Origin of the sequence: Streptomyces mashuensis, from assembly GCF_014654785.1 — a bacterium.
In the GTDB taxonomy this organism is placed as follows: domain Bacteria; phylum Actinomycetota; class Actinomycetes; order Streptomycetales; family Streptomycetaceae; genus Streptomyces; species Streptomyces mashuensis.
The window spans coordinates 105,765-128,704 of record NZ_BNBD01000009.1 but is presented as its reverse complement, the minus strand read 5'-3'; the positions used below and the strand labels follow the sequence as shown (position 1 = coordinate 128,704).

The 22,940-nt window shown below is 73.5% G+C and carries 23 protein-coding genes and 3 tRNA genes; 10 read left to right on the top strand and 16 right to left on the bottom strand.

Annotated elements, in window-relative coordinates; translation table 11 throughout:
- Nucleotides 1–84 precede the first annotated feature (84 nt).
- The 3 genes from rpmG to IE305_RS21390 all read right to left on the bottom strand — a co-directional run bounded on the left by rpmG (nt 85) and on the right by IE305_RS21390 (nt 531).
- Entirely contained in the window at nt 85–249 is a 165-nt protein-coding gene (gene rpmG, locus IE305_RS21400; RefSeq protein ID WP_004571794.1) for a 50S ribosomal protein L33, read from the bottom strand.
- A gap of 86 nt (nt 250–335) precedes the next feature.
- Nucleotides 336–408 (bottom strand) — tRNA-Met (locus IE305_RS21395).
- Between the two features lie 50 nt (nt 409–458).
- A tRNA-Thr gene (locus IE305_RS21390) sits at nt 459–531 on the bottom strand.
- Nucleotides 532–762: 231 nt separating this feature from the next.
- Between IE305_RS21390 and IE305_RS21385 the strand changes: the two genes are divergently transcribed.
- On the top strand, nt 763–2,022 hold the full coding sequence (locus IE305_RS21385) for an amidohydrolase family protein (protein WP_190131301.1): 1,260 nt from the start codon (nt 763–765) through the stop codon (nt 2,020–2,022).
- Nucleotides 2,023–2,043: 21 nt separating this feature from the next.
- Complete coding sequence (locus tag IE305_RS21380; RefSeq protein ID WP_190131300.1) at nt 2,044–2,712, top strand: NAD(P)H-binding protein; 669 nt, start codon at nt 2,044–2,046, stop codon at nt 2,710–2,712.
- 61 nt (nt 2,713–2,773) lie between these two features.
- Here the strand turns inward: IE305_RS21380 and IE305_RS21375 are convergent.
- Nucleotides 2,774–2,855 (bottom strand) — tRNA-Tyr (locus tag IE305_RS21375).
- 189 nt (nt 2,856–3,044) lie between these two features.
- On the opposite strand from IE305_RS21375, the gene IE305_RS21370 reads away from it, so the two are divergent.
- Nucleotides 3,045–3,533, top strand: coding sequence for a YajQ family cyclic di-GMP-binding protein (locus IE305_RS21370; RefSeq protein ID WP_190131299.1), 489 nt, complete (start codon nt 3,045–3,047; stop codon nt 3,531–3,533).
- A gap of 103 nt (nt 3,534–3,636) precedes the next feature.
- Here the strand turns inward: IE305_RS21370 and IE305_RS21365 are convergent, their stop codons facing one another.
- Nucleotides 3,637–4,029 (bottom strand): YccF domain-containing protein, encoded by a 393-nt coding sequence (locus IE305_RS21365; protein ID WP_190131298.1) that lies wholly within the window; start codon nt 4,027–4,029, stop codon nt 3,637–3,639.
- Nucleotides 4,030–4,196: 167 nt separating this feature from the next.
- Between IE305_RS21365 and IE305_RS21360 the strand changes: the two genes are divergently transcribed.
- Both IE305_RS21360 and IE305_RS21355 read left to right on the top strand, forming a co-directional pair.
- Entirely contained in the window at nt 4,197–4,757 is a 561-nt protein-coding gene (locus IE305_RS21360) for a DUF1697 domain-containing protein (RefSeq protein ID WP_190131297.1), read from the top strand.
- Nucleotides 4,758–4,824: 67 nt separating this feature from the next.
- Nucleotides 4,825–5,067 carry a hypothetical protein gene (locus IE305_RS21355; protein ID WP_190131296.1) on the top strand — a complete coding sequence of 81 codons (243 nt, stop codon included), beginning with the start codon at nt 4,825–4,827 and terminating at the stop codon, nt 5,065–5,067.
- A gap of 31 nt (nt 5,068–5,098) precedes the next feature.
- Here the strand turns inward: IE305_RS21355 and htpX are convergent, their stop codons facing one another.
- The 11 genes from htpX to IE305_RS21300 form a co-directional block, all read right to left on the bottom strand.
- Nucleotides 5,099–5,962 carry a zinc metalloprotease HtpX gene (gene htpX, locus IE305_RS21350; RefSeq protein WP_190131295.1) on the bottom strand — a complete coding sequence of 288 codons (864 nt, stop codon included), beginning with the start codon at nt 5,960–5,962 and terminating at the stop codon, nt 5,099–5,101.
- 166 nt (nt 5,963–6,128) lie between these two features.
- A complete protein-coding gene (locus IE305_RS21345) occupies nt 6,129–7,661 on the bottom strand; it encodes an NADH-quinone oxidoreductase subunit N (RefSeq protein WP_190131294.1) in 1,533 nt (510 codons plus the stop codon).
- Nucleotides 7,661–9,223, bottom strand: coding sequence for a complex I subunit 4 family protein (locus tag IE305_RS21340; RefSeq protein WP_190131434.1), 1,563 nt, complete (start codon nt 9,221–9,223; stop codon nt 7,661–7,663). Before IE305_RS21340 ends, IE305_RS21345 begins: the two co-directional genes overlap by 1 nt.
- Nucleotides 9,224–9,240: 17 nt before the next feature.
- Complete coding sequence (locus tag IE305_RS21335) at nt 9,241–11,241, bottom strand: NADH-quinone oxidoreductase subunit 5 family protein (protein WP_190131293.1); 2,001 nt, start codon at nt 11,239–11,241, stop codon at nt 9,241–9,243.
- Complete coding sequence (gene nuoK, locus IE305_RS21330) at nt 11,238–11,594, bottom strand: NADH-quinone oxidoreductase subunit NuoK (RefSeq protein WP_190131292.1); 357 nt, start codon at nt 11,592–11,594, stop codon at nt 11,238–11,240. The genes IE305_RS21335 and nuoK overlap by 4 nt, the downstream gene beginning before the upstream one ends.
- Entirely contained in the window at nt 11,594–12,196 is a 603-nt protein-coding gene (locus IE305_RS21325; protein WP_190131291.1) for an NADH-quinone oxidoreductase subunit J family protein, read from the bottom strand. Before IE305_RS21325 ends, nuoK begins: the two co-directional genes overlap by 1 nt.
- The gene (locus IE305_RS21320; protein ID WP_190131290.1) at nt 12,193–12,789 is read right to left on the bottom strand and encodes a NuoI/complex I 23 kDa subunit family protein; all 597 of its coding nucleotides are present in this window, start codon (nt 12,787–12,789) and stop codon (nt 12,193–12,195) included. Before IE305_RS21320 ends, IE305_RS21325 begins: the two co-directional genes overlap by 4 nt.
- Nucleotides 12,790–12,791: 2 nt before the next feature.
- On the bottom strand, nt 12,792–13,760 hold the full coding sequence (locus IE305_RS21315) for a complex I subunit 1/NuoH family protein (RefSeq protein ID WP_190131289.1): 969 nt from the start codon (nt 13,758–13,760) through the stop codon (nt 12,792–12,794).
- Nucleotides 13,757–14,914, bottom strand: a complete 1,158-nt coding sequence (locus IE305_RS21310; protein WP_190131288.1) for an NADH-quinone oxidoreductase subunit C — start codon at nt 14,912–14,914, stop codon at nt 13,757–13,759. The genes IE305_RS21315 and IE305_RS21310 overlap by 4 nt, the downstream gene beginning before the upstream one ends.
- The gene (locus IE305_RS21305) at nt 14,911–15,423 is read right to left on the bottom strand and encodes a NuoB/complex I 20 kDa subunit family protein (protein ID WP_229891328.1); all 513 of its coding nucleotides are present in this window, start codon (nt 15,421–15,423) and stop codon (nt 14,911–14,913) included. Before IE305_RS21305 ends, IE305_RS21310 begins: the two co-directional genes overlap by 4 nt.
- Before the next feature lie 44 nt (nt 15,424–15,467).
- Nucleotides 15,468–15,884, bottom strand: coding sequence for an NADH-quinone oxidoreductase subunit A (locus IE305_RS21300; protein WP_190131286.1), 417 nt, complete (start codon nt 15,882–15,884; stop codon nt 15,468–15,470).
- A 198-nt stretch (nt 15,885–16,082) separates the two neighbouring features.
- On the opposite strand from IE305_RS21300, the gene IE305_RS21295 reads away from it, so the two are divergent.
- From IE305_RS21295 to IE305_RS21275, 5 genes are all read left to right on the top strand, one after another.
- Nucleotides 16,083–17,291, top strand: coding sequence for a sensor histidine kinase (locus tag IE305_RS21295; protein ID WP_190131285.1), 1,209 nt, complete (start codon nt 16,083–16,085; stop codon nt 17,289–17,291).
- 174 nt (nt 17,292–17,465) lie between these two features.
- Nucleotides 17,466–18,824 carry a sensor histidine kinase gene (locus tag IE305_RS21290; RefSeq protein ID WP_190131284.1) on the top strand — a complete coding sequence of 453 codons (1,359 nt, stop codon included), beginning with the start codon at nt 17,466–17,468 and terminating at the stop codon, nt 18,822–18,824.
- A gap of 153 nt (nt 18,825–18,977) precedes the next feature.
- Complete coding sequence (locus IE305_RS21285; RefSeq protein WP_190131433.1) at nt 18,978–19,637, top strand: response regulator transcription factor; 660 nt, start codon at nt 18,978–18,980, stop codon at nt 19,635–19,637.
- A 176-nt stretch (nt 19,638–19,813) separates the two neighbouring features.
- Nucleotides 19,814–21,736: a 2-oxoacid:acceptor oxidoreductase subunit alpha gene (locus IE305_RS21280; RefSeq protein ID WP_190131283.1), complete on the top strand. Its 1,923-nt coding sequence runs from the start codon at nt 19,814–19,816 to the stop codon at nt 21,734–21,736.
- Nucleotides 21,729–22,802, top strand: a complete 1,074-nt coding sequence (locus IE305_RS21275) for a 2-oxoacid:ferredoxin oxidoreductase subunit beta (protein ID WP_190131282.1) — start codon at nt 21,729–21,731, stop codon at nt 22,800–22,802. The genes IE305_RS21280 and IE305_RS21275 overlap by 8 nt, the downstream gene beginning before the upstream one ends.
- The last annotated feature ends 138 nt before the right edge of the window (nt 22,803–22,940 follow it).

The following is a 22,940-nucleotide window of genomic DNA, read 5'->3' as shown; positions in this document are numbered from 1 at the left end:
CCAGGGTGGACATCGGTTTCCGGGGGCGAATATGCCATGAGGCCGCCCCCGGGATGGGGGCGGCCTCATGAACGGTTATTCGCGTCAGCGCGTTTCGCGGTGCGCGGTGTGCGCGTTGCAGCGCGGGCAGTGCTTCTTCATCTCCAGGCGGTCCGGGTCGTTGCGCCGGTTCTTCTTGGTGATGTAGTTCCGCTCCTTGCACTCCACGCAGGCCAGCGTGATCTTCGGGCGGACGTCGGTGGCAGCCACGTGAGTGCTCCTTGACGGACGGGACGGATGTAACGCAGACAAGAGTAGCCGACCGGAGGACCGACCCCGCAATCGGCTACTGTGTGTAGCGGCGACCGGACTTGAACCGGTGACACAGCGATTATGAGCCGCTTGCTCTACCGACTGAGCTACGCCGCTTTGATGCGGGAGACTTCCCCACCCGAGGGTGAGGAAACCTCTTGCACCAGAGCCCCAAAACGGAATCGAACCGTTGACCTTCTCCTTACCATGGAGACGCTCTGCCGACTGAGCTATTGGGGCGAGCGAGGAAGACATTACACGGTCTGCCGCCGAAGGTGAAATCCGTACCCGGCGGCCCCCTCCCGGCCCCCTGTCCGCGGCCCCGGAGACCTCTGCGTTCCCGCGCCGCCCGTCACACGGGCACCACAGCCGGTACGACTATTCGCCGCCTGCTCGAACCGGCTTCGCACACGTCCTACGCTCGGACCACGCTGCGTGATCATGCCCGCCCCGGCCCACCGGAGGATCGCGATGCCCGACAGTCAGCCGCAGCCCGCCAGAAGCCCCGACGGCGACGCCGCCGCCCCGCCCGGCGACGGCGCCCTGGTGCTCAGCGGCGCCCGGCTCGCCGACGGCCGCGTGGTGGACGTCCGCCTCAGCGGCGGCCGGATCGAGGCCGTCGGCACCGCCGGCAGCCTCGCCCCCGGGCCCCGCATCGACCTCAGCGGCTACGTACTGCTGCCCGCCCCCGCCGAGCCCCACGCGCACGGCGACACCGCCCTCACAGCCGACCTGGGCGGCCCCGTCCCGTACTCCGTCGAGGACGTCCAGCGCCGGGCCACCGAGGCCGCCCTGCTCCAGCTCGGGCACGGCGCCACCGCCGTCCGTTCGCACGTCCGCATCGGCGACGTGCAGGGACTGCGCTCGCTGGAGGCCGTCCTCCAGGCCCGGCGGGCGCTCCGCGGCCTCACCGAGCTCAGCGCCGTCGCCGTGCCACGGCTCCTCACCGGCGCGGCCGGCGCCGACGGGCTGGCCATGCTGCGGGACGCGGTCAAGATGGGCGCCACCGTCGTCGGCGGCTGCCCCGACCTCGACCCCGACCCCGCCGGGTACGCCGAGACCGTCCTCGCCGTCGCCGCCGAGCACGGCTGCTCGGTCGACCTGCACACGGACGGCGCCGACCCCGCCCGCCTGGCCCGGCTCGCCGCCATGGCCGGCGGGCTGCGCCCCGGCGTGACCATCGGCCCCTGCGCGGGCCTCGCCCGGCTCCCGCACGACCAGGCCGTGCGCGCCGGCCAGCAGCTCGCCGCCGCCGGCGTCACCGTCGTCTGCCTGCCGCAGGGCGACTGCGGCGGCTCCGGCGCCGCCCGCGGCCCGTGGACGGCGCCGGTGCGGCTGCTGCGCTCGGCCGGGGTGCGGGTCGCCGCCGGCAGCGGCGCCCTGCGGGACGCCGCCAACCCCGTGGGGCGCGGCGACCCGCTGGAGGCCGCGTTCCTGCTCGCCTCGCGCGGCGAACTGGACCCGGAGGCGGCCTACGAGGCGGTCAGCGGCGGCGCCCGGGCGGCCCTGGGGCTGCCGGAGGTGCGGGTCGAGACCGGCTTCCCGGCCGAGCTGCTGGCCGTGCGCGGCGGCGGGATCGCGGGGGTCCTGTCGCTGGGCTACAGCCGGCTCGTGGTCCACCGGGGCCGCGTGGTGGCCCGGACGAGCGCGGTGCGCGAGTACGGCGACGTCCAGGGCGCCGTCCCGCTCGACCTGCCCCGGCAGTCGCCGCGCCGCGAGGACCCGGCGTGATCCCAGGCGTACGGTCGGATCATGCGCATTGTCATCGCTGGAGGACATGGTCGGATCGCGCTGCGGCTGGAGCGGTTGGTCGCCGCGCGCGGTGACGAGGTGGCGGGCGTCATCCGCCGTCCGGGACAGGCGGGGGACCTGCTGGCGGCCGGCGCGGAGCCGGTCGTGTGCGACCTGGAGACGGCGTCCGTCACGGACGTCGCCCGGCATCTGGAGGGCGCCGACGCGGCGGTCTTCGCGGCCGGTGCGGGGCCCGGCAGCGGCGCCGGGCGGAAGGAGACCGTCGACCGCGGTGCGGCGGTGCTGTTCGCCGACGCCGCCGAGGCGGCGGGGGTGCGGCGCTTCGTGGTCGTCTCGTCGATGGGCGCCGACCGGGAGCCGCCGGAGGGCACCGACCCGGTCTTCGCCGCCTACCTGCGCGCCAAGGGCGCCGCGGACGCCGACGTACGGGCCCGCGCCGGCCTGGACTGGACGATTCTGCGGCCGGGGCGGCTCACCGACGGGCCCGGGACGGGCCTGGTGCGGCTGGCGCCCGCCACGGGCCGCGGGGACGTGACGCGCGACGACGTGGCGGCGGTGCTGGCGGCCCTGCTGGAGGAGCCGGGGACGGCCGGGCTGACGCTGGAGCTCGTCGGGGGCGACACGCCCGTGGCGGACGCGGTCGCGGCGGCCGCGAAGGCCGCGGGCTGACGGCGGGAGCTGCCGGAACGCCAGAGGCCCCCGACCTCGGAAGGTCGGGGGCCTCTCACTGTGGCGGCGCCAGGATTCGAACCTGGGTAGGCTAAGCCGACGGATTTACAGTCCGCTCCCATTGGCCACTCGGGCACACCGCCATGGGCTGTCGCCTCGGCCGCTCTTTCGAGCCGCTCCGTGGCAACGACGTAAACCATACCCGATGACCAGGGGTGGTCCGCCACTCGGTTCACGGGCACCCCGCGGGCCCCCGGGTGACTAGGCTGGCAACGCGGCCCACCCGCGGGGCCGCTCCCCCGATGGATCTACGTACGAGGAGCCAACTCAATATGGCCGACTCCAGTTTCGACATCGTCTCGAAGGTCGAGCGGCAGGAGGTCGACAACGCCCTCAACCAGGCCGCCAAGGAGATCTCCCAGCGCTACGACTTCAAGGGCGCCGACGCCTCCATCTCCTGGTCCGGCGACAAGATCGAGATGCGCGCCAACGGCGAGGACCGGGTCAAGGCCGTCCTCGACGTCTTCCAGTCCAAGCTGATCAAGCGCGGCATCTCGCTCAAGGCCCTGGAGGCCGGCGAGCCGCAGCTCTCCGGCAAGGAGTACAAGATCTTCGCGACTCTCCAGGAGGGCATCTCCCAGGAGAACGCGAAGAAGGTCGCCAAGATCATCCGTGACGAGGGCCCCAAGGGCGTCAAGGCCCAGGTCCAGGGTGAGGAGCTGCGCGTCAGCTCCAAGAGCCGTGACGACCTCCAGGCGGTCATCGCCCTGCTCAAGGGCAAGGACTTCGACTTCGCGCTCCAGTTCGTGAACTACCGCTAGTCCACCGCCTGTCGGCTCCTCCGGCTCCACGCGAGGACGGCGCGCCAGGGCGGCCCACCGGGGCCGCCACCGGCGCGCCGTCCTCCGTTCCGGCGGAGGGCGGTCAGCGGGTGGCGAACGGCCGGTCGGTGGGCACGATCTCCCGGCCCAGCGGCATCAGCGAGACCGGTATCAGCTTGAAGTTGGCGATGCCCAGCGGAATGCCGATGATCGTCACGCACAGGGCGAGGCCCGTGACGATGTGCCCCAGGGCCAGCCACCAGCCGGCGAAGACGATCCAGATGACGTTGCCCAGCAGGGAGCCGGCCCCCGCGTCCCTCCGCTCGACGGTCGTCCTGCCGAACGGCCACAGGGCGTAACTGGCGATCCGGAACGAGGCGATGCCGAAGGGGATCGTCACGATCAGTACACAACAGATGATCCCGGCCACCACGTAGCCCACGGCCATCCAGAATCCACAGAGAACCAGCCAGATCAGGTTCAGGATCAGCCTCATGCCTTCAGCCTCCCACCGCCACGATTGTTCTGCCTGGTGGACGAAGGGTGATCGAACCGCAGTTCCCGTCGGCGACCGGTCCCGACCCTGAAAGACCCCGCAGAAGGTCCCCTAGGGGACGCGCGGCCGCCCGCACGGCTGTCAGTGCCTCCTCCTACCGTGGCCCCATGACCACCACCTCGTACGCCGCGCTCCTGCGCGGCATCAACGTCGGCGGGCACCGCAAGGTGCCGATGGCCGAGCTGCGTGCCGCGCTCACCGGCAAGGGGTTCCGCGGGGTGCGGACGCATCTGCAGAGCGGAAACGTCGTGTTCGCCCCGCCGGAGGGCGAGGAGGGCGACGCCGGGGTACTCGCCGGGTGCGTCGCGCGCGTCGTGGAGGACCGGTTCGGCTTCCCCGTCGACGTCGTCGTCCGCGACCACGCGTATCTGAAGGGCGTCGTCGACTCCTGCCCCTTCCCCGCCGCGGAGCTGGAGGGCCGGCAGCTGCACGCCACCTACTTCTCCGGCCCGGTCGACATATCGGTATACGCCTCTCTCGACCCGGCGGCCTTCCTCCCCGAGGAGTTCCGCCTCGGCGACCGCGTGCTGTACCTCCTCGCACCCGACGGGCTCGGCCGGTCCAAGCTGGCGGAGGCGCTGGGGCGTTGCCGGCTGCCCGCGGGCACCGTGGCCACCAGCCGCAACTGGAACACCGTCACCAGGCTCGCCGAACTGACCGCGCCCTGACGGGCGGCCTCCCGCCGACGGGTCAACGCGGCGTGCCACCGCGGCGCGAGCCCCGCATGGTGGTCCCATGAACCCTCGACTGATCACTCGTCATCTGGTGGCAGCCGGCCTCGCCGCCGTCGCCGTCGTCCTCGCCGGCACCCCGGCCCCGGCCGCGCCGCGCGACACCACCGTCCACGACTGCGTCGACGGCCACGGGACGGTCGTTCACCAGCTCTCCGGGGGGCTGCTCTCCCCCACCGTCACCCAGCAGTGCAAGGGCGGGAAGCACGACGGCGAGCTCATCCTCAGCGTCGGCGCGCAGCCGTAGCGCCGGCCGGCGGCGCCGGCGCCGGCGTCCTTCAGCGGTGGCCCGCCATCTGCTCCAGGCGGGCGATCCGCTCGCGCATCGGCGGGTGGGTGGAGAACAGCTTGGTCATGCCCTCGCCCGCCCGGAACGGGTTGGCGATCATCAGGTGGCTCGTCGTCTCCAGGCGCGGCTCCGGCGGCAGCGGGAGCCGCTGCGTGCCCGCCTCCAGCTTCCGCAGGGCGCCGGCCAGGGCCAGCGGGTCGCCCGTGAGCCGGGCGCCGGAGGCGTCGGCCTCGTACTCCCGCGAGCGGCTCACGGCCAGCTGGATCAGTGACGCCGCCACCGGCCCCAGCAGCATGATCATGATCATGCCCGCGAGCCCCGGGCCCTCGTCGTCGTCCTCCGACCGGCCGAACGGGATCAGCCAGGCGAAGTTGACCAGGAACATGATCACGGAGGCGAGCGCACCTGCCACCGACGAGATCAGGATGTCCCGGTTGTAGACGTGGCTGAGCTCGTGGCCGAGGACGCCGCGCAGCTCCCGCTCGTCCAGCAGGCGCAGGATGCCCTCGGTGCAGCACACGGCGGCGTTGCGCGGGTTGCGGCCGGTGGCGAAGGCGTTCGGTGCCTCCGTCGGGGAGATGTAGAGCCGCGGCATCGGCTGGCGGGCGGCGGTGGAGAGCTCGCGGACCATGCGGTAGAGCTGGGGCGCCTCGAACTCGCTCACCGGGCGGGCCCGCATCGCGCGCAGCGCGATCCTGTCGCTGTTCCAGTACGCGTACGCGTTCGTGGCGAGCGCCACCAGGACCGCGACGACCAGGCCCGTGCGCCCGAAGGCGCTGCCGATGACGATGATGAGCGCGGACAGCCCTCCGAGGAGCAGGGCGGTCCTCAGCCCGTTGTGCCGGCGGTGCACGGTACGCCCTCCAAGTGGTGCGGCGGGGACCTTCGGGGCCACCTTCTTCAGTGGAACCCTTCGCCCTGGTCAACGCCACAGCAACGGCGCTAGTTCCCTTGTGCACCCGCCTGGGGGGCAGCCCCGCGGCCCTGCTGCGGCCCTGCTCCGGACCCGCCGGAGCGCTCTAGAGCAGCGCCTTCGACGCGAACCGCAGCACGAGCTCCGGGGCGCCCGACAGGGCCACGCCGGCGACGGCGGTCACCGCGATGGCCGCGGTGAGGGGCGCGGGCACCCGCACGGGCTCCGCCTCGGCGCCCGCCGGCTCGGCCTCCGGGACGCGGAAGAGGATCGCCGTCCAGTGGAGGTAGTAGTACAGGGCGATCACGACGTTGACCGCCATGACGACCGCCAGCCAGCCCAGGCCCGCGTCGACGGCCGCCGAGAACACCGTCACCTTGGCGAACAGGCCGATGACGCCCGGCGGCAGGCCGGCCAGGCACAGCAGGAAGAAGCCGAGCGCGAGCGCGGCCAGCGGGCGGCGGGCGTAGAGGCCGCGGTAGTCGGTGATCCGGTTGTGCGGCTTCGTCCGGGCGACGAGTGCCGCGACCGCGAAGGCGCCGAGGTTCACGGCGGCGTACATCAGGGCGTACGCGACGGTGGAGCCGATGGCGCGCGCCGGGTCGTCGGTGTAGCCGGCGGCCGCGATGGGCACGAGCAGGTAGCCCGCCTGGCCGACGGAGGACCAGGCCAGCAGGCGTACGGCGCTGGAGCGGCGGTCGGGGCGCTGGCGCAGCGCGGCCACGTTGCCGGCGGTCATCGTGAGGGCGGCCAGGACGGCGAGGGCCGGGCCCCACACGTCGGCGTACGACGGGAAGGCGACGACCGTCACGAGGATGAGGCCGGTGAAGCCGACCGCCTTGCCGACGACCGACAGGTAGGCGGCGACGGGGAGGGGGGCGCCGACGTAGGTGTCGGGGACCCAGAAGTGGAAGGGGACGGCGGCGGTCTTGAACGCGAAGCCGACGAGGGTGAGGGCCACGCCGGCCTCGGCGAGGACGGTCAGCCGCGGGTCGGTGTGGGCGAGGCCGTCGGCGATGCGGGTGAGGTGCAGGGTGCCGGTGGCCGCGTAGACGAAGCTCGCGCCGAGCAGGGTGACGGCGGTGGCGGTGACGGACGAGAGGAAGAACTTCAGCGCCGCCTCGGACGAGCGTCTGTCGCCGCGCCGCAGGCCGACGAGGGCGAAGGCCGGCAGGGACGCCACTTCCAGGGCCACCACGAGCGTCGCGAGGTCGCGGGAGGCGGGCAGCAGGGCGGCGCCCGCGGCGGAGGACAGCAGCAGGAACCAGAACTCGCCCGCGGGCAGCGCCGTGTCGGCGACGGTGCTGAGGGAGAGCAGCGCCGCGAGGAGGGCGCCGCCCAGCACGAGGAGCTGGATGACGAGCGTGAAGTGGTCGGCGGCGTAGCTGCACGTGGCGTGCGCGCCGGCGCCCATACCGGTGCCGGGGCCGGTGAGGCAGAAGGTGGACCGGTCGCCGTCGTGCAGCGGCAGCAGGCTGAGCCCGGCCAGGACCAGGCCGCCGACGGCCATGGCGCCGAGGAGCGGCTTGCGGGCCTCGGGCAGGAAGAGGTCGGCGACCAGGACCGCCAGCGCCACGACGGCGGTGACGGTGGGCGGGGCGATGGCGAGCCAGTCGACGGACTGGGCCAGGGAGCCCATCAGTTGCCACCTCCGAGGAGCTGCTGGACGGCCGGGTCGGTGAGGCCGAGGAGCACGGCGGGCCACAGGCCCGCGACGACGGTCAGGGCGACGAGCGGGGACCAGGCGGCGAATTCGTACGCCTGGACGTCGGCGAAGGCCGGCACCGCATTGTGCTCCTTCTGCTCACCCATGCACACCCTGCGCACGACCACCAGCAGGTAGGCGGCGGTGAGGAGGGTGCCGAGGCCGGCGAGGGCCATGAAGGTGACGAACGCGGGCCGGCTCAGCCCGTCGGCGGGGCGGAAGGCGCCGAACATGGCGAGCATCTCGCCCCAGAAGCCGGCGAGGCCGGGCAGGCCGAGGGAGGCGACGGCGCCGAAGGCGAGGAGGCCGCCCAGGCGGGGCGCGCGGCCGTAGAGTGCGGCGCCGGTGGTGCCGGAGAGGCTGTCGAGGTCGCTGGTGCCGTAGCGGTCCTTGAGGGCGCCGACGAGGAAGAAGAGGAGGCCGGTGATGAGGCCGTGGGCGACGTTGGCGAAGAGCGCGCCGTTGACGCCGGTGGGCGTGAGGGTGGCGATGCCCAGGAGGACGAAGCCCATGTGGCCGACGGACGAGTACGCGATGAGGCGCTTGAGGTCGCCACGCGCCCCCTTGCGCGCCAATGCGAGGCAGACGAGGGAGCCGTAGATGATCCCGACCGCCGCGAACGCCGCCAGGTAGGGGGCGAAGGCGTGCATGCCGTCGGGTGCCACCGGCAGCAGGATGCGGACGAACCCGTAGGTGCCCATCTTCAGCAGCACGCCCGCGAGCAGCACCGATCCCACGGTGGGGGCGGCGGTGTGGGCGTCGGGCAGCCAGGTGTGGAGGGGCCACATGGGGGCCTTGACGGCCAGTCCGGTGCCGATGGCGAGGACGGCGAGGAGCTGCGTGGAGTGGCTGAGGCCGGCGCCGTTGTCAGTGGCGAGTGCCACCATGTCGAACGTGCCGCCCTTGATTCCGACGAGGAGGAGGCCGAGCAGCATCACGACGGAGCCGAGCAGCGTGTAGAGCACGAACCGCCAGGCGGACCGCTCGCGGTCCTCGCCGCCCCAGCGGGCGATGAGGAAGTACATCGGGATGAGCACCGTCTCGAAGGCGAGGAAGAAGAGCACCAGGTCGAGGACGGCGAAGCTGGCGAGCGAGCCGGCCTCCAGGACCAGGAGCAGGGCGACGTACGCCTTCGGGGAGGGGGCCCCGGGGCCCGTGGGCGGGCGGAAGTACGAGTAGAGCGCGCCGAGGAAGGTCAGCAGGGCGGTCAGCAGCAGGAGGGGGAGCGAGATGCCGTCGACGCCGAGGTGGATCCGGATGTGGAGGGCCGGGATCCAGCTGAGGTCGGTGGTGGCCTGCATACGGGCCGGGTGGTCGTGGTCGAAGCCGGCGGCGAGGGCGACGGTCAGGGCGAGGACGGCGCCCGTGACGGTGACGCCGTGGCGCAGTACGGCCTGGCCCGGGTCGCGGCCCTTGAGGCCGGGCGGGGCGGGCAGCAGCGCGGCGACGGCCCCGACGAGGGGGAGGACGACGATCGCGGCGAGGAGGCTCTGCATGACGGTGTGACTCATGATCAGGCTCCGGTGGCGACGAGGACGGCGGCGACGGCCAGGACGACGGAGCCGGCGAACAGGGCGCCGAGGTAGGTCTGCACGTTCCCGGTCTGGGTGCGGCGGACCAGGGTGCCCAGCAGGCGGGGGGCGGCACCGGCGCCGCGCACGTACGCGTCGACGACCTCGCGGTCGAGGAAGCGGGCGAGGCGGGCGGCGGCGCGGACGGGCCGCACGGCGAGCGCGGCGTACACGGCGTCGAGGTGGAAGCCGGTGACGGCGTGCCGGTGCAGGGGGCCGAGCAGCAGCCTGCCCGGGTCGCCGGGGTCGGGGGCCGCGGCGATGCCGCCGTACGCGGGCACGTGGCTGGCGATGGCCTCGGCCTCGGAGACGGCGGGGGCGGCGCCGGGGTCGGCGGCGACGGCGCCCAGCGGGATGCGGGTGGCCAGCGTGCCGGTGCGGCGCCAGGCCGCGTAGGTGACGGCGGCGCCGGCCACGGCGCAGCCGGTGGAGAGGACGGAGGTGGTGAGTCCGGGGGTGAGCGAGCGGCCGTCGAACCAGTCGGCCAGGTAGGGGGTGGCCAGGCCGAGGGCGGCGGTGGGGAGGAAGAGCACCCACAGCACGGCGTTCATGGCCACCGGTTCCTTGCCGTGGTCGGCGGCCTCGGGGCCACGGCCGCGGAAGGCCAGCAGCCACAGCCGCGTGGCGTACGCGGCGGTGAGGAGGGCGGTGACCAGGCCGGCGACGAGGACGGTCCAGCCGACGGCGCCGGGGACGCCGGGGGTGTGCCCGCCGGCGGCGTGCTCGGCGGCGCCCAGCACGGCCTCCTTGGAGAAGAAGCCGCTGAACGGGGGGACGGCGGCGAGCGCGAGGAGGGCGACGGTCATCGTCCAGAACGCGTCGGGCACGCGGCGCGCCAGGCCGTTCATGCGGGCGGTGGCGGCCAGCGAGTTGGTGCCGGCGGCGTGGATGATCACACCGGCGGCGAGGAAGAGGAGCGCCTTGAAGGCGCCGTGGGAGACGAGGTGGAAGACGGCGGCGCCGCGGTCGCCGACGGCGAGGGCGCCGGTCATGTAGCCGAGCTGGCCGACGGTGGAGTAGGCGAGCACGCGCTTGATGTCGTCCTGGGCGAGCGCGGCGAGCGCCGAGCCGACCATGGTCACGGCGGCCATGACGGCGAGCACCGCCAGGGCCGCGGTGGAGGCGGCGAAGACGGGGAGGAGGCGCGCCACGAGGTAGACGCCGGCGGCGACCATCGTCGCGGCGTGGATCAGCGCGGAGACGGGCGTGGGACCCGCCATCGCGTCGGGGAGCCAGGTGTGCAGCGGGAACTGCGCGGACTTGCCCGCGACGCCCGCCAGGAGCAGCAGCGCGACGAGGGTGGGGTGGTGCAGGCCGCCGGAGGCGGCGATGGTGAGGATGCCGTTGATGCGGAACGTTCCGGCGTCGGCGGCCAGCGCGAAGACGCCGATCAGGAACGGCACGTCGCCGAGCTTGGTGACGAGGAACGCCTTGAGGGAGGCGGCGCGGGCGGCCTCGGTCTCCCAGTAGTGGCCGACGAGGAAGTACGAGCAGACGCCCATGACCTCCCAGCCCACCAGCAGCACCATCAGGTCGCCGGAGTAGACGACGAGCAGCATCGCGGCGGTGAAGAGGGAGACGAGCGCCGCGTAGGAGGGGTAGCGCGGATCGTTGCGCAGGTAGGCGGTCGAGTACACCTGCACGCAGGTGGCGACCGCGCCGACGAGCACGGCGACGAGGACGGCGAAGCCGTCGAGGTGGAGCGCGAGGTCGACGGGCACGGAGCCGGTGGGGGTCAGCCGGGTGGCGGCGTCCACGGCGTGCTCGCCGGTGCCGCCGCCCTGCCGCCAGGCCACGACGGCCGCGAGGACGGCGGAGGCGAGGGTGGGCAGGACGGCCAGGGGACGGACGAGGCCGGGCGCCCGGCGCCCGCCGAACAGGCCCGCGACGGCCCCGAGGAAGGGCAGCAGGGGCACCAGGACGGCGGTGGTCGTGAGGGTCACGCGGCGGCCTCCGCCTTCTGCTCGTGGTCGGGGTCGGGGGCTGCCGCGCTCTCCTTGAGGTCGCGGAGCCGGTCGACGTCGGCGGTGCCGCGGTTGCGGTACACGAGCAGGACGATCGCCAGGCCGATGCCGATCTCGGCGGCGGCAATGGCGATGGTGAAGAGGGTGAGGGCCTGGCCGGCGTGCAGGGCGTCGCGCAGCCAGACGTCGAAGGCGACGAGGTTGAGGTTGACGGCGTTGAGCATGAGCTCGACCGACATGAGCACCAGGATCGCGTTGCGGCGGGCGAGCACGCCGTACAGACCGGTGCAGAAGAGGAGGGCGGCCAGGACGGCCGGGTAGAGAAGGTGCATCAGCTCTGCTCCTCTTCCTGCTGCCCCTGTTCCTGCTGCTCCTGCTGGTTGCGGAGGCGGGAGAGGACGACGGCGCCGACGAGCGCCGCCAGCAGCAGGACGGACAGCGCCTCGAAGGGCAGCACCCAGTGCCGGAAGAGGATCTCGCCGGAGACCTTGGTGGTGCCCTGCGGCGCGCCGTCGAGGTCGATCCACGTCGTGCGGAAGGCGTCGGCGACCACCCAGACGAGCGCCGCCGCGGCCGCGGCGGCGACGCCGAGGGCGGGCAGGCGGTTCGGGACGTTCGCGTCCGGGGAGCGCCCGATGGGGGCCTTGGTGAGCATGAGGCCGAAGAGGAGGAGGACGACGACCGAGCCCACGTAGATCAGTACCTGCACCCAGGCGATGAACTCGGCCGTCAGCAGCAGGTACTCCACGGCGAGCCCGCCCAGCGCGACCACCAGCCACAGGGCGGCGTGCACCAGCTGGCGCGTGGTGACGGTGACGACCGCCGCGCCGAGGGTGACCAGGCCGACCAGGAGGAAGGCGATCTCGACGCCGGAGGAGGAGAGGAAGCCGTGCGTCGTCACCGGCTGCGCGGCCGTGACGAGTGCGCTCGTCATGCGTCGTCCTCCTTCTGCGTCTCGTTCTGCGTCCCGTTCTGCGTCCCGTCCTGGGCGGCGGCCTGAGCTGCGGCCTGGGCCGCGAGCTTGTCGGCGGTCTTGCGGGCCGCGGCGATCTCCTTCGGCTCCTCGGCCGCCGGGTCGAGGGCCGGCGGCTCCGGCACCGTCCACATCCACTCGCGCAGCTTGTCGCGCTCGTGGGTGAGGTCGCGGATGTCGGTCTCGGCGTACTCGAACTCCGGCGACCAGAAGAGGGCGTCGAACGGGCACACCTCGATGCAGATGCCGCAGTACATGCACAACGAGAAGTCGATCGCGAAGCGGTCGAGGACGTTGCGGCTGCGCTCACGGCCGCCCGGGGCGGCCGGGGGCACCGTCTCCTTGTGGGAGTCGATGTAGATGCACCAGTCGGGGCACTCGCGGGCGCACAGCATGCAGACCGTGCAGTTCTCCTCGAACAGCCCGATGACGCCGCGGGTGCGCGGCGGCAGCTCCGGCTGCACGTCCGGGTACTGGAGCGTGCGCGAGCGGCGCGTCATCGTGCGGAGGGTGACGGCGAGGCCCTTGGCGAGGCCGGATCCGGGGACACCCATGGCTACTGGATCACCACCTTGACGACGCCGGTGAGCGCGATCTGCGCCAGGGCGAGCGGGATGAGGACGGTCCAGGCCAGCTTCTGCAGCTGGTCCTCGCGCAGGCGCGGATAGCTCACGCGCAGCCAGATGACGACGAAGGCGAGGACGGCCGTCTTGAGCAGCGTCCACAGCCAGCCCAGGCCGTCGGCGCCGAACGGGCCGTGCCAGCCGCCGAGGAAGAGGACGGTGGTCAGGCCGCACAGGACGACGATGCCGGCGTATTCGGCGAGCAGGAACAGCGCGAAACGCAGACCGGTGTACTCGGTGTACGCACCGAAGATGATCTCCGAGTCGGCGACGGGCATGTCGAACGGCGGCCGCTGGAGCTCGGCGAGGCCGGCGGTGAAGAACACGAGCCCGCCGACGATCTGCCACGGCACCCACCACCAGTGGAAGGCGTCGACGATGCCGGGCAGCGAGACGGTGCCGGCGGCCATGGCGACGGACGCCGCGGCGAGCAGCATCGGCAGCTCGTAGGCGAGCAGCTGCGCGGCGGTGCGGAGGCCGCCGAGCAGGGAGAACTTGTTGGCCGACGCCCAGCCGGCCATGAGGGAGCCGAGGACTCCGACGCCCATCACGGCCAGGACGAAGAACACGCCGGCGTCCAGCACCTGGCCGACGGCCCCGCCGGGTCCGAGGGGGACGGCGAGGAGGACGAGGAGGTACGGGAGGAGGGCGACGGCGGGCGCGAGCTGGAACACCCGCCGGTCCGCGTCGGCGGGGACGACGTCCTCCTTCTGCGCGAACTTCACCCCGTCCGCGACGAGCTGCGCCCACCCGTGGAAACCACCGGCGTACATGGGGCCGAGGCGCCCCTGCATGTGGGCCATCACCTTGTGCTCGGTCTGCCCGACGACGAGGGGCAGCACGAGGAACGCGACGAAGACGGCGAGCAGGCGCACGACGACGTCGACAATGCCGCTGCTCATGCGCTGTCGCCTCCGGCGGGGTCGGTGTCGTTCTCCGGCGCGTCGCCGGTGGTGCGGGGGCGCGCCTGGGGCGCCTCCGGCGCGGGGTGCGCGGGGTGCGCCTCCGGCGCGGGGGGCGCGGTCGGCTCGGGGGCCGGTGCGTCCGCCTGTGCCGGGGCCGGCTCGGTGCCGGCCTGCGGCTCCTCCGGTGCCGTTCCGGCGTCGTACGCCGGGCGGGCGTGGTGCCAGGGGGCGTCCGACGAGCGGGGGGCCGGGCGGGGGCGTTCCGGGGCCGGCGTCCCACCGGCGCCCTCGGTGCGCCGGCTCGCCGAACCCTCGCCCGCACTACGGGCACGCCGCGGGGGCGCGGACTCCGGCTGGGTCTGGCTCGCCGAACCCTCGCTCGCGCTGCGCATACGGCGCGGCGCCGCCTGGCTCGCCGAGCCCTCCGACGCGCTGCGCGTACGCCGCGGCGCCGCCGGGGCGGCGGACTCCGGGGCGGCGGTCTCCGGGGCCTGGCTCGCCGAGCCCTCGGTCACGCTGCGCGTGCGGCGCACCGGGCGTTCGCCCGCTGCCGCGCGGGCCGTGCGGGCCGGACGGGCCGGGGCCGGGGGGAGCTGGCCCTTGAGGGGGCCCCATTCGTTCGGGTCCGGGACGCCCGGCGGCAGCATCTGGCGGCGCTTGGGGCCGCCCTCCGCCGACTCGCCCGGCTCCTTCGCGCCCGGCCACGCCTTGGCCACGCGTGCCGCCAGGACGAAGTCCTTGCGCAGGGGGTGGCCCTCGAAGCCGTCGGGGAGCAGCAGCGGCGCGAGGTGCGGGTGGCCCTCGAAGGTCACGCCGAACATCTCGTGCGTCTCGCGCTCGTGCCACGCGGCGCCCGCGTACACGTCCACCGCGGACGGCAGCACCGGCGCCCCGTGCGGCACCGTCGTGCGCAGCAGCAGGCGGCGGACCGGGGACAGCGCCGCCACGTGCGCGCACACCCGGAAGCCCGTGCCGGGCTCGTCGACCGCGCTCAGCCAGTCGAAGTAGGTGCAGGTCAGGCGGTCGCGGGCGGTCGTCAGGGCCGCGAGCCACGACGAGGCCGGCACGTCCACCGTCAGGAGGTCGTACGCCTCCTCCTCCGTCGCGCCCTCGCCGAACAGCTCCTCCACGGAGGCGGGCAGCCAGCTCATCGTCCGGCCTCCCCCGGGGGCGCCGGCGGCGGCACCAGGCCGCTGCGGAGCTGCGTCACCGACGGCGCCGTGCCGTACCGCTCGGCCAGCGACTCGTTCGCGATCTTCTCCTGGAGCTTGATGATGCCCTGGAGCAGCGCCTCCGGCCGCGGTGGGCAGCCGGGGACGTACACGTCCACCGGGATGATCTGGTCGACGCCCTTGGTGACGGAGTACGAGTCCCAGTAGGGGCCGCCGCAGTTCGAGCAGGCGCCGAAGGAGATCACGTACTTCGGCTCGGGCATCTGCTCGTACAGGCGCTTGACCGCCGGTGCCATCTTGTCCGTCACCGTGCCGGAGACGATCATGAGGTCGGCCTGGCGCGGCCCGGGTGCGAAGGGGATGACACCGAGGCGGATGAAGTCGTGCCGCGCCATGGACGCGGCGATGAATTCGATCGCGCAGCAGGCGAGCCCGAAGTTGAACACCCACAGGCTGTAGCGGCGGCCCCAGTTCAGGACCACCTTCATCGGCTCCGGGGCCAGGCGGGCCAGCGGCCCGAGGCTCCTGCGTGTCACGTCCACTCCAGGACGCCCTTCTTCCATGCGTACAACAGGCCCACGGCGAGGAAGCCGAGGAAGACGAACATCTCCACCAGCGTCGTCCCGCCGAAGCCGGGGGCGGCGAACACCGTCGCCCACGGGAACAGGAAGACCGAGTCCACCGCGAAGATCACGTAGAGGAAGGCGTAGACGTAGTAGCGCACCTGGGTGTGCGCCCAGCCCTCGCCGACGGGGTCCACGCCGCACTCGTACGTGAGCAGCTTCTCGGGCGTGGGCACCACCGGGCGCAGCAGCCGGCCGGCCGTGAAGGCCACGCCGACGAAGACCACGCCGACCACCGCGAGCAGACCCACCACGGCGTAGCCGTGGAAGTAGTCCGCCGCGAGCTGGACATCGGCGCCGCTGGTGCGCACCGTCGCTTCCGGCACGTCCGCCCCTCGCTCCCTGTCCTGTTTGTTCGACGATCTGTACGCACGCGAGTCTAGGCCCTGCCGCGTCCGGTACGGGCCGCCCCGTCCGGGGCCCGGCCGGCCCGGGGCCCCCACCGGGGGGTGGGGACAACCCCACCCCGGGTCCGCCCACGGCCCCCATGGCGGGGCTCCGCCCTCACCCGGCAGGCTTGCCGCATGACCGTCAGTACCACCCGTACACCCAGCGGGGCACAGGACTGCGAGGAGCGGCTGCCGCCCGCCCGCCTCGCCTACGACGCGACCACCTGGAAGGAGGTCGCGTACCTCCTGCTGAACCTCCCCGTGGGGCTGGCCGGCTTCCTCTACGTCGCCGTCTGGCTGGCCATGGGCGCCGCACTGTCGGTGACGGTCGTCGGCCTGCCGCTGCTGGCGGTGGGCCTGTCGGGCACGCGGCTGCTGGGCCGGGCCGAGCGGGCGCGGGCCCGGTGGCTGCTGGGGGTGCGGATCGAGGAGCCGAGCCTGCCACCGCGGCAGCTGCGCCGGCCGGGGTTCTTCGGCTGGCTGTGGCCGGCGCTGAAGGACCCGGTGGCGTGGCGGACGGCGCTCTACGGCTTCACACGACTGCCATGGGCTCTTCTCACGTTCGCCATCGTCGCGGTCTCGTTCTTCGTGGCCTGGCCGGTGCTGGGCCACATAGCGCGTGGCCTGGCGTACGTCGACCGGGCGACGGTGCGCGGCCTGCTGTCGCCCTCCAGCGAGCTGGAGCGGCGCATCGCGGAGCTGGAGGAGGACCGCGGCGTGGTCGTGGACACGGCCGCCGCGGACCTGCGCCGCATCGAGCGCGATCTGCACGACGGCGCCCAGGCCCGGCTCGTGGCGCTCGCGATGGGGCTCGGCCTGGCCAAGGAGAAGCTGCTGAAGGACCCGGAGGCCGCCGCGGCGATGGTCGACGAGGCCCACGGCGAGGTGAAGCTGGCCCTTCAGGAGCTCCGCGACCTGGCCCGCGGCATCCACCCCGCCATCCTCACCGACCGCGGTCTCGGCCCCGCCCTCTCGTCGGTCGCCGGGCGTTGCACCGTGCCCGTACGGGTCCAGGTGGACCTGGCCGAGCGGCCCGCGCCGGCGGTGGAGGGCATCGCCTACTTCACCGTCTCCGAGCTGCTGCAGAACGTCAGCAAGCACAGCGGCGCCTCCACGGCGACCGTGGAGGTCGCGCGCTCGCGGCACCGGCTGACGCTGCGGGTGACCGACGACGGCCGGGGCGGCGCCCGTACCGGCGGCGGCAGCGGGCTGGCGGGCCTGGCCGAGCGGCTGCGCTCGGTCGACGGGCGGTTCGCCGTCGACTCGCCGCCCGGCGGCCCCACGGTGATCACCGCGGAGGTGCCCTGGCGCGACCGCACCGCACCGCGCCCCGGCCCGGCCTGACCTGCCCTCGGCGGCCCGCCCCCGGCCCGGGGGTGGGGACAGCCCCACCCCCAGGACACCGACCCGCCGCATGGTTCCGCGCGGCCCCGCACGCGAGTCTGGAAGCACACCGGAAAACACCGGGCACCACCTGGAACCACGACCACCGAAGCCGACGAGGACGACGAGGACGACGTGAATACGGCCATCGACCACGGACCCGACGCCACGGCCACCGCCGCGGCGCACCGGCCCCACCGCGTGCCCGCCGTGCTGCGCGCGCCGCTGGAGGGCCGCACCTGGGGCGAGCTCCTCTACGCCCTCACCGGCTTCCCGATCGCGACGGCGCTGTTCTGCATCGCCATCACCCTGACCGCCACCTCCGCCGGCCTGCTGGTCACCTTCATAGGGGTGCCGCTGCTGGCCTTCACCCTCGCCGGTGCGCGCGGCATGGGCGTCCTGGAGCGGGCCCGGGCCCGCGCGCTGCTCGGCCAGGACGTGGCCGCGCCCGAGCCCCTCCGGCTGCGGGCCCGCCGCAGCCGCAGCACCGGGCTCATGGCCTGGGTGGGGGCGCTGCTGAAGGACGGCACCTCGTGGCGGCACCTGGTGTACGCGCTGGTGTGCTTCCCCTGGGCCGTGCTCACCTTCGTCACGGCGGTCACACTGTGGTCGGTCGGCTGGGCGCTGTTCACGTACCCCGTGTGGCAGTGGACGCTGCCGCGGTTCGCGCACCGCCCCGGCATGCAGATCTGGGGCGACTCGCACGGCCGCTCCTTCTACCTGGACACGCCCTACGAGATCGGCTTCACCTGTGCCCTCGGCTTCGCCGTGGTGATGGCCTCGCCGTGGATCCTGCGGTCGCTCACCCAGGTGAACCGGCTGCTGGTCTCCGGGCTGCTGGGTCCGTCGCGGCTGGCCGAGCGGGTGTGGGAGCTGGAGGAGGACCGCGGCGTGGCCGAGGACACCGCCGCCGCCGACCTGCGCCGCATCGAGCGCAAGCTGCACGACGGTGCCCAGGCCCGCCTCGCCCACCTCGCCGTCGGCCTGGACATGGCCAAGGAGACGGCGCTGGCCGATCCCCCGAGCGCCGTGGTGATGGTGGAGCACGCCCACGGCGAGGTGAAGCGCGTCCTCCAGGAGCTCCGCGACCTCGCCCGCGGCATCCACCCCGCCATCCTCACCGACCGCGGCCTCGGCCCCGCCCTCTCCGCGCTGGCCGCGCGCTGCAGCGTGCCGGTGACCACCGAGGTCGGCGGCCTGCCGTCCCGCCCCGCGTCCGCCATAGAGGGCATCGCCTACTTCACCGTCTCCGAGCTGCTGGAGAACATCAGCAAGCACAGCGGCGCCACCACGGCGAGCGTCGACGTGTGGCGCTCGGGCAACCGGCTGATGCTGCGGGTGGCCGACGACGGCCGCGGCGGGGCGCTCATACGCCCGGGCGGTGGCCTGGCGGGCCTGACCGACCGGCTGCGTGCCGTCGACGGCGTGCTCGACGTCGACTCGGTCCCCGGCGGCCCCACCGTGGTCACCGCGGAGCTGCCCTGGCGCCCCTGAACCACCCGTCCCCCGGGGGACGGCACCGGCACCGGGGCGCCCCGCCCCGGTGCCGGTTGCTGCAATGCTGGTGCGGTTCACCGTTTTCCGTACGTACCGGTGGCGTACGTACCAGCGCGCAGGGGGCCGTGGGTCGTGATCGTGGAGGACAGGGTGCGGGTCGTCATCGCCGAGGACTCGGTACTGCTGCGGGAGGGCCTCACCCGGCTGCTGACCGACCTCGGCCACGACGTGGTCGCCGGGGTGGGCGACGCGGACGCGCTGGTGAAGACCGTCGGCGAGCTGGCCGACGGCGGCGAGCTGCCGGACGTGGTGGTCGCCGACGTGCGGATGCCGCCCACGCACACCGACGAGGGCGTACGGGCCGCGGTGCGGCTGCGCCGCGACCACCCCGGCCTGGGCGTGCTGGTGCTGTCGCAGTATGTGGAGGAGCAGTACGCGACCGAGCTGCTGGCCGGCAACACGCGCGGCGTGGGCTACCTGCTGAAGGACCGGGTGGCCGAGGTGCGCGAGTTCGTCGACGCGGTGGTGCGGGTGGCCCGGGGCGGCACCGCCCTGGACCCCGAGGTCGTCGCCCAGCTGCTGGGCCGCAGCCGCAAGCAGGACGTGGTGGCCGCGCTGACGCCCCGTGAGCGGGAGGTGCTGGGCCTGATGGCCGAGGGCCGGACGAACTCCGCCATCGCCCGCGCCCTGGTGGTCAGCGACGGCGCGGTGGAGAAGCACGTCAGCAACATCTTCCTGAAGCTGGGGCTGTCGCCGAGTGACGCGGATCACCGGCGGGTGCTCGCCGTCCTCACCTACCTCCGGTCGTAGGGGCCTACCGTCGGAAGGGGGAGCGCTCCGCGGGCCGGGCCGGCGCCGTCAGCGCGGCATCAGAGCGCGGGGCGACACTTCCCCCCGAGACGAGATCGCCAGAACGTACGATGGCCGTGGGAACGCCGGTGGGCGCCACCAAAGGCGCGGCGCCGCCACGAGGGAGGTCCGAAGCAGTGACCAGCCAGGTCAGCAGCCCGGCCGAGCAGGCCGCACCCGCCGATCCGCCCGCCCAACCGCCCGCCAAGGAGGTCCGCCGGCTCGACCGGGTGATCATCCGGTTCGCGGGCGACTCCGGCGACGGGATGCAGCTCACCGGGGACCGCTTCACGTCCGAGACGGCGTCGTTCGGCAACGACCTGTCGACCCTCCCCAACTTCCCCGCCGAGATCCGCGCCCCCGCCGGGACGCTGCCCGGCGTGTCCTCCTTCCAGCTGCACTTCGCCGACCACGACATCCTCACGCCGGGCGACCGGCCGGACGTGCTGGTCGCGATGAACCCCGCGGCGCTCAAGGCCAACCTGGGCGACCTGCCGCCGGGCGCGGAGATCATCGTCAACACGGACGAGTTCGCCAAGCGGCCCATGGCCAAGGTGGGCTGGGACACCAGCCCCCTGGAGGACGGCACGCTGGAGGCGTTCCGCGTCCACCCGGTGCCGCTGACGACGCTGACGATCGAGGCGCTGAAGGACTTCGGCCTGTCCCGCAAGGAGGCCGAGCGCAGCAAGAACATGTTCGCGCTGGGCCTGCTGTCGTGGATGTACCACCGGCCGACCGAGAGCACCGAGGCGTTCCTGCGGCAGAAGTTCGCGAAGAAGCCGGAGATCGCCGAGGCGAACGTGGTGGCCTTCCGGGCCGGCTGGAACTTCGGCGAGACGACGGAGGACTTCGCCGTCTCCTACGAGGTGGCGCCCGCCACCTCCGCGTTCCCGCCGGGCACCTACCGCAACATCTCCGGCAACCTCGCCCTGTCGTACGGCCTGATCGCCGCCGCCCGCCAGGCGGACCTGCCGCTGTACCTCGGCTCGTACCCGATCACGCCGGCCTCCGACATCCTGCACGAGCTGTCGAAGCACAAGAACTTCGGCGTGCGCACCTTCCAGGCCGAGGACGAGATCGCCGGCATCGGCGCGGCGCTGGGCGCGGCGTTCGGCGGGTCGCTGGCCGTCACCACCACCTCGGGGCCCGGTGTGGCGCTGAAGTCGGAGACCATCGGCCTGGCCGTGTCGCTGGAACTGCCACTGCTGATCGTGGACATCCAGCGCGGCGGCCCGTCCACGGGCCTGCCCACCAAGACCGAGCAGGCCGACCTGTTGCAGGCGATGTACGGGCGCAACGGCGAGGCGCCGGTGCCCGTCGTGGCGCCGCGCACCCCGGCCGACTGCTTCGACGCGGCACTGGACGCGGCCCGGATCGCGCTCACCTACCGCACCCCGGTCTTCCTGCTGTCCGACGGCTACCTCGCCAACGGCTCGGAGCCCTGGCGCATCCCCGAGCCGGACGAACTGCCCGACCTGCGGGTGCACTTCGCGACGTCGCCCAACCACACGCTGGCCGACGGCACCGAGGTGTTCTGGCCCTACAAGCGCGACCCGCACACGCTGGCCCGCCCGTGGGCCCTGCCGGGCACGCCCGGTCTGGAGCACCGCATCGGCGGCATCGAGAAGCAGGACGGCACGGGCAACATCTCGTACGACCCGGCCAACCACGACTTCATGGTCCGCACCCGGCAGGCCAAGGTCGACGGCGTCGAGGTGCCCGACGTGGCGGTGGACGACCCGTCGGGCGACGCCGGGCTGCTGGTGCTGGGCTGGGGCTCGACGTACGGGCCCGTCACGGCCGCCGTGCGGCGGGTCCGCGCGGCCGGCGGCAAGGTCGCCCAGGCGCACCTGCGGCACCTCAACCCGTTCCCGCGGAACCTGGGCGAGGTGCTGGGCCGTTTCGAGAAGGTGGTCGTACCGGAGATGAACCTCGGCCAGCTCGCGACCCTGCTGCGGGCGAAGTACCTGATCGACATCCGCTCCCACACCCAGGTCAGCGGCATGCCGTTCAAGGCCGAGCAGCTCGCTGATGTGCTCAAGGAGGCCATCGATGGCTGAGACGACGGCGGGGAAGACCCCCGAGGCGCTGGCGCTCGTCCCCCGGGCCACGGGGCAGCAGTCGATGAAGGACTTCAAGTCCGACCAGGAGGTGCGCTGGTGCCCCGGGTGCGGCGACTACGCGATCCTCGCCGCCGTGCAGGGCTTCATGCCCGAGCTCGGCCTGGCCCGGGAGAACGTCGTCTTCGTCTCCGGCATCGGCTGCTCCTCCCGCTTCCCGTACTACATGAACACCTACGGGATGCACTCCATCCACGGCCGCGCCCCGGCCATCGCCACGGGCCTGGCCACCTCGCGGCGGGACCTGTCGGTGTGGGTGGTCACCGGTGACGGCGACGCGCTGTCCATCGGCGGCAACCACCTCATCCACGCGCTGCGACGGAACGTCAACCTCAAGATCCTGCTGTTCAACAACCGGATCTACGGGCTGACGAAGGGCCAGTACAGCCCCACCTCCGAGGTCGGGAAGATCACCAAGTCGACGCCGATGGGCTCCCTCGACGCGCCCTTCAACCCGGTGTCGCTGGCGCTGGGCGCCGAGGCGACGTTCGTGGCCCGCACGGTCGACTCGGACCGCAAGCACCTGACGGAGGTGCTGCGCGCGGCGGCGGCCCACCCGGGCACGGCGCTGGTGGAGATCTACCAGAACTGCAACATCTTCAACGACGGCGCGTTCGACGTCGTCAAGGACAAGCAGCAGGCGCAGGAGGCCGTGATCCGGCTCCAGCACGGCGAGCCGGTGCGGTTCGGCGCGGACGGCGCCAAGGGCGTGGTCCGCGACCGGGCCACCGGTGACCTGCACGTGGTGGAGGTGACGCCGGAGAACGAGGCGGACGTGCTGGTGCACGACGCGCACGCCGCCTCGCCGACGACGGCGTTCGCCCTGTCCCGGCTGGCGGACCCGACGACGCTGCACCACACCCCCATCGGCGTCTTCCGCGACGTGCAGCGCCCGGTGTACGACACGCTGATGGCGGAGCAGCTGGACACCGCCGTGGAGCAGCGCGGCAAGGGCGACCTGGCGACGCTGCTCGCGGGCAACGACACCTGGACGGTGGTGGGGTAGCCCCCGTCACCGCCGGCCGGAGGCCGGGTGTCCCGGAGACCGGGCACCCGGCCTCCGGCGTGCCCGGGGGCTGCCGGAAGCCCGCCGGACCGGGGGGCCATGACCGTCATGCGGTACGCACATGACAGCACCGGGCCG